The 12,457-nt window shown below is 46.3% G+C and carries 9 protein-coding genes and 1 rRNA gene; 7 read left to right on the forward strand and 3 right to left on the reverse strand.

Annotated features, from left to right (window positions below; translation table 11 throughout):
• Nucleotides 1-15: 15 nt before the first annotated feature.
• A 16S ribosomal RNA gene (locus ABEF84_RS12485) occupies nt 16-1,553 on the reverse strand.
• A 551-nt stretch (nt 1,554-2,104) separates the two neighbouring features.
• Here ABEF84_RS12485 and ABEF84_RS12490 point away from each other — a divergent pair.
• The 5 genes from ABEF84_RS12490 to ABEF84_RS12510 all read left to right on the forward strand — a co-directional run bounded on the left by ABEF84_RS12490 (nt 2,105) and on the right by ABEF84_RS12510 (nt 6,110).
• A complete protein-coding gene (locus ABEF84_RS12490) occupies nt 2,105-3,022 on the forward strand; it encodes a VacJ family lipoprotein (protein WP_034584373.1) in 918 nt (305 codons plus the stop codon).
• 111 nt (nt 3,023-3,133) lie between these two features.
• Nucleotides 3,134-4,102: an RsbU family protein phosphatase GigA gene (gigA, locus tag ABEF84_RS12495; protein ID WP_347455966.1), complete on the forward strand. Its 969-nt coding sequence runs from the start codon at nt 3,134-3,136 to the stop codon at nt 4,100-4,102.
• 112 nt (nt 4,103-4,214) lie between these two features.
• The gene (gene gigB / locus ABEF84_RS12500; protein WP_034584377.1) at nt 4,215-4,733 is read left to right on the forward strand and encodes an anti-anti-sigma factor GigB; all 519 of its coding nucleotides are present in this window, start codon (nt 4,215-4,217) and stop codon (nt 4,731-4,733) included.
• A gap of 23 nt (nt 4,734-4,756) precedes the next feature.
• Nucleotides 4,757-5,581: a carbon-nitrogen hydrolase family protein gene (locus tag ABEF84_RS12505; protein WP_034584379.1), complete on the forward strand. Its 825-nt coding sequence runs from the start codon at nt 4,757-4,759 to the stop codon at nt 5,579-5,581.
• Between the two features lie 103 nt (nt 5,582-5,684).
• Nucleotides 5,685-6,110 carry an organic hydroperoxide resistance protein gene (locus tag ABEF84_RS12510; RefSeq protein WP_034584381.1) on the forward strand — a complete coding sequence of 142 codons (426 nt, stop codon included), beginning with the start codon at nt 5,685-5,687 and terminating at the stop codon, nt 6,108-6,110.
• Between the two features lie 116 nt (nt 6,111-6,226).
• Here the strand turns inward: ABEF84_RS12510 and gspE are convergent, their stop codons facing one another.
• On the reverse strand, nt 6,227-7,720 hold the full coding sequence (gene gspE / locus ABEF84_RS12515; protein WP_034584387.1) for a type II secretion system ATPase GspE: 1,494 nt from the start codon (nt 7,718-7,720) through the stop codon (nt 6,227-6,229).
• A 103-nt stretch (nt 7,721-7,823) separates the two neighbouring features.
• Here gspE and ABEF84_RS12520 point away from each other — a divergent pair, with 103 nt between their 5' ends.
• On the forward strand, nt 7,824-8,645 hold the full coding sequence (locus tag ABEF84_RS12520; RefSeq protein ID WP_034584383.1) for a hypothetical protein: 822 nt from the start codon (nt 7,824-7,826) through the stop codon (nt 8,643-8,645).
• A gap of 9 nt (nt 8,646-8,654) precedes the next feature.
• Entirely contained in the window at nt 8,655-9,578 is a 924-nt protein-coding gene (locus tag ABEF84_RS12525) for a mechanosensitive ion channel family protein (RefSeq protein ID WP_034584385.1), read from the forward strand.
• Nucleotides 9,579-9,623: 45 nt separating this feature from the next.
• Here ABEF84_RS12525 and ABEF84_RS12530 read toward each other — a convergent pair whose 3' ends face one another.
• A complete protein-coding gene (locus ABEF84_RS12530) occupies nt 9,624-12,326 on the reverse strand; it encodes a DUF2339 domain-containing protein (RefSeq protein ID WP_347453089.1) in 2,703 nt (900 codons plus the stop codon).
• Nucleotides 12,327-12,457 lie beyond the last annotated feature (131 nt).

Raw genomic sequence — 12,457 nt, forward strand, 5'->3', positions numbered from 1 at the left:
TCGTCAATCTTTCGTTAAGGAGGTGATCCAGCCGCAGGTTCCCCTACGGCTACCTTGTTACGACTTCACCCCAGTCATCGGCCACACCGTGGTAAGCGTCCTCCTTACGGTTAGACTACCTACTTCTGGTGCAACAAACTCCCATGGTGTGACGGGCGGTGTGTACAAGGCCCGGGAACGTATTCACCGCGGCATTCTGATCCGCGATTACTAGCGATTCCGACTTCACGCAGTCGAGTTGCAGACTGCGATCCGGACTACGATCGGCTTTTTGAGATTAGCATCTGCTCGCGCAGTAGCAACCCTTTGTACCGACCATTGTAGCACGTGTGTAGCCCTGGCCGTAAGGGCCATGATGACTTGACGTCGTCCCCGCCTTCCTCCAGTTTGTCACTGGCAGTATCCTTAAAGTTCCCATCCGAAATGCTGGCAAGTAAGGAAAAGGGTTGCGCTCGTTGCGGGACTTAACCCAACATCTCACGACACGAGCTGACGACAGCCATGCAGCACCTGTATCTAAGTTCCCGAAGGCACCAATCCATCTCTGGAAAGTTCTTAGTATGTCAAGGCCAGGTAAGGTTCTTCGCGTTGCATCGAATTAAACCACATGCTCCACCGCTTGTGCGGGCCCCCGTCAATTCATTTGAGTTTTAGTCTTGCGACCGTACTCCCCAGGCGGTCTACTTATCGCGTTAGCTGCGCCACTAAAGCCTCAAAGGCCCCAACGGCTAGTAGACATCGTTTACGGCATGGACTACCAGGGTATCTAATCCTGTTTGCTCCCCATGCTTTCGCACCTCAGCGTCAGTATTAGGCCAGATGGCTGCCTTCGCCATCGGTATTCCTCCAGATCTCTACGCATTTCACCGCTACACCTGGAATTCTACCATCCTCTCCCATACTCTAGCTTCCCAGTATCGAATGCAATTCCCAAGTTAAGCTCGGGGATTTCACATCCGACTTAAAAAGCCGCCTACGCGCGCTTTACGCCCAGTAAATCCGATTAACGCTCGCACCCTCTGTATTACCGCGGCTGCTGGCACAGAGTTAGCCGGTGCTTATTCTGCGAGTAACGTCCACTCACCTTGGGTATTAACCAAGGGAGCCTCCTCCTCGCTTAAAGTGCTTTACAACCAAAAGGCCTTCTTCACACACGCGGCATGGCTGGATCAGAGTTGCCTCCATTGTCCAATATTCCCCACTGCTGCCTCCCGTAGGAGTCTGGGCCGTGTCTCAGTCCCAGTGTGGCGGATCATCCTCTCAGACCCGCTACAGATCGTCGCCTTGGTAGGCCTTTACCCCACCAACTAGCTAATCTGACTTAGGCTCATCTATTAGCGCAAGGTCCGAAGATCCCCTGCTTTCCCCCGTAGGGCGTATGCGGTATTAGCGTCCCTTTCGAAACGTTGTCCCCCACTAATAGGCAGATTCCTAAGCATTACTCACCCGTCCGCCGCTAAGAATCGGTAGCAAGCTACCCATCTCCGCTCGACTTGCATGTGTTAAGCCTGCCGCCAGCGTTCAATCTGAGCCATGATCAAACTCTTCAGTTAAAATCATTTTGTACTTTAGTTAAGACAAAGTACTTAATTCTGGCTCATCAATTGCTGACAAAAAATCGCTCAAATAAACTTCGAGTAATTTCTACCATTAATCAATGAAAATATATTCAATCGATCAACCGGTAAAAATCCACACAAGTTGTTCTTCATAATCTCTTAATGATCGTCTTCATGCTTCGTCAGCATCAAGCTAGGTCGGCTATATTACGCTTTCTAAAATGAAAGTCAACATGTAATGTAAATTATTTTTAAACTTCCTTTCTAAAACCTAACTCAACCATTTCATGCTAAGTTACTGTTTTATCAGAAGTTTTAATTAACATCACCGCCGATGGATGTGCATTATAGACCAATCCCAAGCAAGCGCAACCCCTATTTCACCTAAAATCATTCGTGTGATTATTTTTTAATCTCATTGTAATTTTTTAATTCATTATTTGGCCAAATTTGCTTTAATAGCAGCTATAGACACTGTCATGTTTATTAATTTTTATTCCTTGTGCATCACGCTACATCATTAAATAGAATTTCTGGAATCTGCTATGCGTCATTCCTCTTATATATATGCTGGTTTAATTAGTTTCGCTGCCAGCCTCCCTGTTTATGCAGAAGATATCGCCGAATCTTCTAGCAACCCAGAAGTAACTTCTGCTGCCACAGAGACACAGTCAACTGAAACCTCTATGCCAGCTGAACAGAAAAAGAAACTGGCAGCCTGGAAAGAAACTTTAAAAGTAAATGCGAGCGCTAGCCAGTCAGATGAACAAAAAGACCCGTTCCAATCCTGGAACCGCAAGGTTTACCAATTTAATGATGTACTGGATCGTAATCTTGTTCGTCCGATAGCTGTGCAATATAAAGAGAAAGTCCCAGAGGATGTACGTGGTTCTTCTACTCAGTTCCGAAACAACTTGAACGAACCATGGAATGCATTTAACCAGTTAGTCCAGGGTCGTCCGGCACGTGCTGCCAAATCTTTAGGGCGTTTTACCATTAATATACTCACAACTTTAGGCCTTGCCGATCCGGCACGTCGCTTAGGGCTAGAAACTGAAGAAGAGCGTTTTGGTCTGACCATGGGCTACTATGGTGTTCCTTCTGGGCCTTATCTGGTACTCCCTGTCTTTGGCCCAAGTACTATTCGCGATGGTATCGGTCTAGCGGTTGATAGTCAGGCACGACCACAAAAATATCTTTTGGATGATCAAGAAGGCTTATATTGGTTTGATCAGGTTTGGCGTGGTATTGATGCCCGCTCCCAGTTACTGGATATTGAAAAAGTCCTGACTGGGGACAAATATGCCCAGATTCGTGACATTTACTTGCAACGTACTAGCTTTGCCATTGCCGAGAAAAAAGGCCTAGAGTCTGAAAATCTATTCACCGATTTCGATGACGAATTTGAAGATGATTTCGAAGAAGAAGCTATTGAAGATGATCAACCTGAAGTGACGGATTAAATCATTTAAATCGATTATTTCCATACGATTAGCAGTGAAAAAGATGCGCTGTTAATCAATTGCTTGTTATAGTACGCCTTATAGACACTGTTAGGATTAGCCCAATTCCTTATGTATTTCATTCAGCCGACTCGTGATATTCCTTATCTAGATCAGGTCATTAACACACTTCCTGATGTGCAAATGATTGACCTTGAACATCATGAGTTATACGACCCGACAATTCTTGCAATTGCCGACGTGCATGATTATTTAAAATACAAATGGAATTTTCCAACCATTGTTCTTGCCATGGAAAATGAAGGTGCTGAACTGGCCCAAGCATGGGAACAGGGTGCCCTAGCAGGCTGGATCTGGAATAAACTCCCTGTGGAACCGATCCTAGCACTCCAAAAAATTGATGCTAAATACAAACGCAATCAGGATAGCCGCGACCTACCTTCTGCTGCAGAATTGCAACAACGCCTTCTTCCAAATCCAATTGAGCTAACGAATTACAAAGTCGAAACATTTTTCCAGCCTTCCGCTTACCTGTCTGGAGACTGGTATGATTACTGGAAAATTAGCGATAAAGAAGTCATGTTTTATCTCGCTGATGTTTCGGGCCATGGCGTGACCAGTAGCTTACTGACTTCGTGGATGGCAGCCTTTCATGGCCGTTCCAAATCACCACGCGAGCTGATCAAAAAACTGAATGGCATGCTGGTTCAGGAAAATATTGAAAAACACATCACCATGATTGCAGGTATTCTGAATCTAGAAACCCATGTGGTACGTTGGTCAAGTGCGGGGCATTACCCACCGCCAATTATCTTCGAACCTGAACAGCCACCCAAGATTTTAACCACCAGCAGTTTCCCTCTGGGTCTGACTGAAGACCTTGAAGTCACTGAACAGGAATTTGTATTAAAACGTTATGCCCGCTTCATTTTATGTTCCGATGGTGCACTAGAACCCTTTGAAGGTGGCTTAAATGAACAGTTTGCACAACTGGTCTATCATTTGCAAAATCACTCATTCCAGGCTCCCGAACATGTCGCAGATGATATCGCCTTCCTGAGTTTCATCCGGATAAATTAGTAATATAATTATTGCTTTAATAGAGACTTAATTTGACTCATACCTTCGACTACTTGAGTATCAAATTCCCCTATGGGATAATTTAATATCCTTCTCTGCTAATGGCATTTATATGTCAACAGGTCATGTTGAATATGCAAGTTTGAATGGAACGCATATTTTTAAGCTTATTGGCGAAGTGCGTGCCCAATCTTGTATAAGTCTAGACAAATTACTGAACAAAATTGAACAGCAGGACAATGTCGTTGGTGCAATTGTCGATTTAACTGAAGCCAGTTTTATTGACAGTACTGTACTCGGTGTCCTCGCCAAACTGGGTTTGAAGCTGCAACAGACGCATCACATCCAGGCCGTCATGCTTTCAACCAACTCGGATATCACCACGCTGGCCAACAGTATGGGGCTGGGTCAGGTCTTTGTGATCCTGAATTATTCAGGTGATCCGCATGTTTGCACACGAGCGCTGGTTGAAGAACATATTACCCACAGCACTATGCTGACTACAGTTCTGGATGCGCATAAGACATTGATGAAACTCAATGAAAGCAACAAAAACATGTTCGAACCTTTGGTCAAACAGCTGCAAAAAGAGCAGGACAATCTCGACAAGGTGTCCGAACCCAACGCTTAAATTAAATTTTCCAGGAAGGAACCATGACTTTACTCTCTGTTGTGCAAATGAATTCTCAGAATGAAATTGAAGACAATTTCAGAACTATAGAATCCTTAATTCAACAGAGCAAAGCAGATGGTGCCGAACTGATTGTCTTTCCCGAGAACTTCGTCTGCTTTGCTGCCGGGAAACAACGCGAAACTGCAGCACAGTTTGAAGTCATCCAGCAGCGTCTTGAACAACTTGCACATCAATACAATATCTGGATCATCGCGGGTACTCTCCCTTGCCCGTATCGTCCAGATGGTTCCATCATCGAAGATGGGCGTGTACGCACCGTAAGTCTCTGCATCAGCCCGGAAGGTACTGAAGCGCGCTATGACAAAATTCACCTGTTTGATGTTCAAGTAGGTGATGCCGTGGGCGGCTATCAGGAATCTAAATTCTTTGAACCGGGAACTGATGTAGTGGTGGCTAAAACACCATTTGGTAATATCGGCATGATGGTCTGCTATGATCTGCGCTTCCCTGAGCTCGCCCTGACCTTACTGCATCAAGGTGCCAATATTCTGACTGCTCCTGCAGCGTTTACCTACACCACCGGTCAAATGCACTGGCAGTTACTGTTACAAGCCCGTGCTATGGATACTCAATGCTATGTCCTCGGCGCTGCACAACAAGGCTGGCATGGGGAAAAACGCCAGACTTGGGGGCATGCCGCTGCAACCAATAGCCGTGGTCAGGTATTAGATATGGTACATACCGAAGGCGCCCAGTTAATCACGGTCAAGTTTGATCTGGAAGAACAACTTAAAGTGCGTGAATCCATGCCTCTCATGCAGCACCGTAAACTGATGCAATTCTAAATTTTGCGATTTCACTGTATAAAATAACAAAATCGCTGCTTATTCCCGCCTAAAAATCATTGAGCATAAAAGCTCCATGAAAAAATAAATTAGGGAAAACATCATGTCATTAGAAAAAGCTGTCTATACTGCCCATGCCAAAGCCACTGGCGGCCGGGATGGTCGCGCAACGACCGATGATCAAGTACTGGACGTAAAATTGGCGGTACCTAAAGAAATGGGTGGCCCGGGTGGCGGTACCAATCCTGAACAGCTGTTTGCAGCCGGCTATTCAGCTTGTTTCCTCGGTGCGATGAAATTCGTTGCCAATCGTGACAAACTCAATATCAGTAAAGATGCCTATATCGAGGGTGATGTTGGGATCGGGCCAATCCCCACCGGTTTTGGCATTGAAGTGACTTTGAATATCCACCTAGAAGGTATGGATCCGGCAGAGGCGCAAAAGCTGGTCGATGCCGCGCATATTGTCTGCCCTTATTCCAATGCGACCCGCAACAATATTGATGTCACACTAAATGTGATTACCTAAGTTTAACCAACTGCATTTTGGAAAACTCTTGACCACTCCCTACCTGTTACTTAAAAAGATTTTAGCCAACAAAAAAGCAGCCATATGGCTGCTTTTTTTCTTATTTAATTTCTAACTTAAGCTAGTTCCGCTGCTTCATTTGTCACACGTAATACTTCTTCAACCGTGGTCTTACCAGCGAGCACTTTACGCAAGCCATCATCCCGAATTGAACCGGAATACTGTCGTGCATAAGTTTCCAGTTCGTACTCCGGCGCATTGCCATGAATCAGACGGCGCATCTGCTCATCCACAGGCACAATTTCATAAATCGCGGTCCGGCCAGTAAAACCGGTATGTGAACAGCGCTCACAACCTTTTGGTTTTGGTAATTTTAACTCAGGTCCCTGATGCACAGGTGCAAACAGCTCCTGCTCGAACTCATCTGCGTCATGCCAGGTGGCACAATGTGGACACAAAGTGCGTACCAGACGTTGGGCAATGACCCCAATCAAGGAACTGGATAATAGGAATGGTTCTATCCCCATATCCTTGAGACGGGTCACTGCACCAATCGCAGTATTGGTATGCAGTGTCGATAAAACCAGGTGGCCTGTAAGGGATGCCTGAACGGCAATTTCTGCCGTTTCCAGGTCACGAATTTCCCCCACCATGACTACATCCGGGTCCTGACGCAGCATCGCTTTAAGAGCACGGGCGAAGGTCATATCGACTTTGGTATTTACTTGGGTCTGGCCAATGCCTTCAAGCTGATATTCGATCGGATCTTCAGCCGTCAGGATATTCTTGGAACCATCATTCAGGTCAGATAGAGCAGCATACAGCGTTGTGGTTTTACCAGAACCGGTTGGACCAGTGACCAGAATAATGCCATGCGGACGGTGCACGAGTGTCTTGAGCCGCTCATAGTCATTATTCATCAAGCCCAAATGGGTCATGTTCAGACGACCCGCCTGCTTATCCAGCAAACGCATGACCACACGTTCACCATAGGAGGATGGCAAAGTCGAAACACGTACATCCACTTCACGACCCGCAAGGCGTAGGGAAATACGGCCGTCCTGAGGAATACGCTTTTCAGCAATATCCAGCTTGGCCATGACCTTGATACGCGATACCAACAACGGCGCTAGTTCGCGGCGTGGTTGTACGATTTCACGTAGCTGACCATCGACACGTAAACGCACAGATAGTTTCTTTTCAAAAGATTCGATATGAATATCAGACGCGCCGACACGGATGGCTTCAGACAGCAAAGCATTGATCAAACGTACAATCGGGGCATCATCCTCCTGATCCATCAGGTCTTCAGTCTCAGGAACAGAGTCTGCCAGACTCAGTAAATCTGGATGATCTTCCAGACCAGCAGCGACCTGTTGCGATTCCCCACTGTCCCCGGCATAGCTGCTACTTAGCAACTGGCTAAATTCCTGTTCATTACACAACTGATACTGTGCAGGATGTCCCAGAAAACGGCGTGCCTCTTGCAATGCAAGCATTGAGGTATTTTCACGACGGACAATAAAGACCTGATCTCCCTCGTAACGCAGCAACACCCCATGGCGCTTGGCAAAACTGTAAGGAATCTGTAATTGTTTCAGTACTTGCATCGCAGAATTATAATAATAGTGAAAAAATTTAAATTGAGTGTACTCTAAGCACATGACAGCGTGAAGTATGTTTAGCAAGAATTAGTACGAAAGGACCGCCACATTGCCACAGGACCAATTGGATTTATCTACATCGAAGCCCTCGATTCAATGGTGGGGCGAACAAAATTTTGAAATCAATGAATCGAAAGCTTGGCAGTTTGGTTCGCTGCTATTTCGCTTGACCCGGGGCTTGCAGGAGTGGCGACTGGAATATTATCGCCCAGCTGTGCAATATGACTATGAACAGCAATGGCAGCGACTGGATGATCCAAATTTTGCCTTTCCGCAGCCAGTCAAAATTGAACGCTATATGTTCCGGAATACCAAAAGTAAATTACAGTTAATGCCGCGTCTGGCAGACCGTTCTGTGGTGATCAAGCCAGTTGACCCAATTTATATTCCTGCTGGACAGCGCGGAACCTTGTATATCAGCACACCGCTGTGGATTGCCGGTTTTGTCGATGGACAACGCGAACCGATTTTTGATATTCCGGTGATCCTGCCTAAAGATACCTGGTTCGGTCCGAATCACCGTTCTGGAGAAATCTGTTACGCCACTGCCGTGGATGGCCGAACCGAGCTGGAACAGCTCAAACCACGTGCCTTCCGTGCCGTCACCCCGATTGAATTCCAGAATACCAGCAATCAGCAACTGCGCTTTGACCGGATGAATGTACCTGTGCCTGCCCTGCCGCTGTTTTTTAGCCCGAGCACCGGACGCTTATGGACGTCACAAATCAAGGTGCTGCATGAAGGCCTAGACCGCCCACCACGGATTCGTTTGGAAAATCGTACGCCGCCGCATGCCGGTGAAGTGGACTATCTACATCCACCGCGCGATCCGGCAAGCAACCTGTTCAATATGTTTGATTCATTCTTTTAAGGACGGCGAATGGCAAACTCAAGTATTCCAGCTGAAGTCACCAGTAGCCTAAAAGGCGTTTTTACCAATATCAATACTGACCGGTTAACTGAAATCGCGGTTGCGGTGGTGCTGTGTTTTATCGGTTTTTTGATTGCACGTTTTTTCTCGAATGCCTTTATCCGTACCATTGGCGTACGTTTTAATGCCCATCAACAGATGGTCTGGCGTCGTGGGATTTTCTACTTTATTTTCCTGCTTTTTGTCATGGCCAGCCTCAAGGAAGCCGGCTTTAAACTGAGTGTTTTCCTGGGTGCAGCGGGTATTTTAACCGTCGCGCTGGGTTTTGCCTCACAAACTTCAGCATCTAACCTCATCAGCGGTATCTTCCTAATTGGTGAAGGTTCTTTTGAAGTGGGTGATACCATTCAGATTACTTTGATTCGTGGTCATACCATTGAAGGAGAAGTGATTTCGATTGACCTACTATCCGTTAAGCTGCTGACACAGGATAATATCTATGTGCGTTTACCCAATGAGCAGCTGATTCGTGCTCCAGTGCATAACCTGTCCAAATTTCCGATCCGGCGGATTCCAATTACCTTGGCAATTAACTTCCATGAAGACATCATCAAAGTGCGTGAAGTGCTGCTGGATGTGGCCAGCAAATATCCACTGGTTCTGGCTGACCCCAAACCCGCAGTCACTGTCACCGCTTTCCGCGAATCCTCCATTGAATTGCTGTTTGCAATCTGGTGCCAGCGTGAAAACTTCCTCAAAGTCCGCGATGAAATGCAGGAACGGATTCGTAACGGCTTTCTGGAAAATCAGATCGAGATTCCAGTACCGAAAATGGGCTTTGTCGATCATCCACTGGCACGTCCACTCGAAAATGAAGACATTGATCAATATGCCAATGAGAAAGAATTAAAACGGGAGCCGGGTTTAAAATAATTTTAGCCCCTCACCCCAACCCTCTCCCACAGGGAGAGGGAGTTTTCAAGCTTTCTTCTCTCCCTCAGGCATCGGTGCCACATAAGCAATCAGTAACATCACCCCACCCGCCAGCAAGAACGATAATACCCGCGTCAACGTTCCAATATGAGACAGATCAAACAGCACCAATTTCAGGGTTACGATCACCAGAATACTGCCACCTAAAATCCACATCGGTTTCAGGGATTTCAATGTGGCAATCCACATCGTCGCGAAAGCCAAGAGTACCCACAAAATGGTCAGACTCAGCTGAACTGTGGCATTGTTCCATACCTCTAGGCTATTCAACGGCGTGCCCAGATAAACATGCAGCGCACGCAGTACGATATAGCTGGAGAGCCAGAGTAGGCTTAGCACCATCAGTACAGCCATCATGCCTTTGTCTCGTCCTGCCCGGATTTGCTGCAGCAACATCCAGATAAAACCAACCAGCATGGCAATACTGACCAGATCAAATGGATTCAGAATCGGCAGTAGATAAAACTCAAAAGCTTGCTGACTTAACAGCTGTGAACACAGCAACCAGCCAGCCATCAAGATCAAGGTACTGTTGCTTTGCCACAGCATTGGCCAGGCAGAATCAATAGATTGACGATAGGACCAGAAACATAGCCCGAGCGGTAAAATCACCATACTGATATACGGCATACTTGGAATCAGGCATAGGCTTGCCAAAGCCAGACTGCCTAAAGCGCCTAGACTTACCCATTCTTTAGAAAGTTGTAATCCAACGGATGGTCGCAACCATTGCCAGGCCAGTAATAAAGTTGAGATTCCAAAAATCAGACGAGCTAATAAGCTATCCCAAACCAGTATGGCATTCTGACTATGGTCAATCGCGATAACTACACCCGCAAAAACCAATGGAGTTAAACCACACCATTTCGGAACCAGCCAGCTCCAGTCCTGATTTTTTCTCAGGATGATTTCATTTAAAGCCGCATAGATCAGTATGACTGTTGCCAGACTATAAATATGTGCATCAGGTAAATGAAACTCATCTTCAAGCAAGGCAAACAGTGTTAGGCTGGCAGAAAAACTCAGCAGACTCAGAAATCCAATACTCAGCCTATCCAGCTGTTGTATATATTTGTCTTTTAGCTGACTGACCAAAATCACAGCTAAATAACAGCCGCTGAGTGTCCAGAAGATATGTCGTGGCGTTGGATTGAGCTCAACCAGATAATACAGACTGCTCAGCCCGGCCATGATCATCAGCCCCATACTCAGGTACTGGCCAACCTTTAGATTCTTTTCCAAAGCCCAGCAATAGATCAGCACACCTTCAATCGCCCAGCCAATCACACTCCATTCCCCTTTCAGCAGAATTGGTGGAATCAGAGCCATAAAAATTAGCATCAGACTGAGATAACTATTGGCAATGATATTTAAAGTGTGACTATGGCGTGACCAGAACCAGCAGCCAGCAAATACTACGGCATAAATCAGGCTCAGCCCTGCCTGCCAGCTGCGATCATCAAAATGAATCAAGTATAGAAAAATATAAGCTGTAATCGGTGCAGCAAAAATCAAGGCAATATCTAGAATTGGCTTGAGCTGGAATTTGCTCAGGTCTGCTTTAGCCAGCAACTGGCTAAAACGGAACCCCAGCCAGATAAATACCGAGCTATGCGCCAAAATCAGGCTGGTCATACTGTAACGTTCGGAGGTATTCCCATGAACCAAGGCATAGCTTCCACCCACAATAGCTGTGACAAGAAAGGCAATCTGATTCAGGATTTTCCAGGGTTTTAGACTGGTCAGCATTGCCACACCTACATTGATCACCAGGTAATAAGCAATTAGCTCTACAGCCGTTGCATTGCGTACCGGCAAGGTAAACGGGGCAATGTAGGCGATCAGCACCGCCATCACCGTGAGTTCAAAACTGTTCTGCTTAAAGCTGAGATACAGTGTCACTGCCATAACCAGCATAAACAGGATAGATGCCAGCAGCAGGCTTGGAACAACCAGATTGTAATAGGCAAAGAATAACGTCAGGAACAATGCTCCTAGCCCCAACCCTTCTAGCGCCAATGCAAAACTACGGTTTTTCTCAATCAGCCTGTAGCCTAGCCCTGTTACTGCCACACTCGCTAGAGCAATCAGTCCCAGCTTCATCGCTAGACTCAATTGCCAGTGCTCTGTGGCAAAACGCAGTAACAGAATGATGCCAATGACCAGGATACCAATGGCTGCTTTCAGCACCGGATTGCCCTGGAAAATCCAGCGCTGGATCTGTTCAATTAAACTGGATGAAGCAGGTTCTGTTTGGGGTGTCTGCTGAAATGCTGGAAGTGGAGTATTGTGAAATTCAATCGGTTGTGAGGATGATAAAAACTTGATCCGATGCTGTAACTGTTGCATCGAAAGCTCGATGCGTTGTAGCCAGCGCAACAGGAAAAAAATCCAGGCCGTGACACCCAGTCCCATTAGCCATTTCAGGTCAATTGCACCACCAACGATGGCGATCAGTGAAGAAATATACAGTGGGACTTTGGAATAACTCGGTACGGACAATTGATGTTGAGCCGCCGTATCTTCAAGTGGCTGCTGCACAGCATTTACGTATTGCATCACGCTAATTAAAAAACCCAGCCCACAGAGATAGCTAATAATTTCATAATCCAGATACCAGGCACTCAACGCTACAATTACCAAGCTGATGAGCCACATCATGCGCAATTCATTTTGCCCTGTTGTCATTCTTATCCGTTCCAGTCCCAAACATCTCCATCATACAACAAGCCACTGCAACTTATTTCATCTTCAGACATTATTCGCTAAGCTGTTGCCACGGACTTGCTCTGCGGGCACGGGAAAAATCACGTACAATA

The organism is Acinetobacter sp. ANC 7912, assembly GCF_039862785.1.
Lineage (GTDB): Bacteria > Pseudomonadota > Gammaproteobacteria > Pseudomonadales > Moraxellaceae > Acinetobacter > Acinetobacter thermotolerans.

What these genes read in the sequence shown, in the direction of transcription:
- gigB (WP_034584377.1), top strand. Translation starts at nt 4,215, where the DNA reads ATGTCAACAGGTCATGTTGAATATGCAAGTTTGAATGGAACGCATATT.
- gspE (WP_034584387.1), bottom strand. Translation starts at nt 7,720, where the DNA reads ATGCAAGTACTGAAACAATTACAGATTCCTTACAGTTTTGCCAAGCGC.
- ABEF84_RS12490 (WP_034584373.1), top strand. Translation starts at nt 2,105, where the DNA reads ATGCGTCATTCCTCTTATATATATGCTGGTTTAATTAGTTTCGCTGCC.
- ABEF84_RS12505 (WP_034584379.1), top strand. Translation starts at nt 4,757, where the DNA reads ATGACTTTACTCTCTGTTGTGCAAATGAATTCTCAGAATGAAATTGAA.
- ABEF84_RS12510 (WP_034584381.1), top strand. Translation starts at nt 5,685, where the DNA reads ATGTCATTAGAAAAAGCTGTCTATACTGCCCATGCCAAAGCCACTGGC.
- gigA (WP_347455966.1), top strand. Translation starts at nt 3,134, where the DNA reads ATGTATTTCATTCAGCCGACTCGTGATATTCCTTATCTAGATCAGGTC.
- ABEF84_RS12525 (WP_034584385.1), top strand. Translation starts at nt 8,655, where the DNA reads ATGGCAAACTCAAGTATTCCAGCTGAAGTCACCAGTAGCCTAAAAGGC.
- ABEF84_RS12530 (WP_347453089.1), bottom strand. Translation starts at nt 12,326, where the DNA reads ATGACAACAGGGCAAAATGAATTGCGCATGATGTGGCTCATCAGCTTG.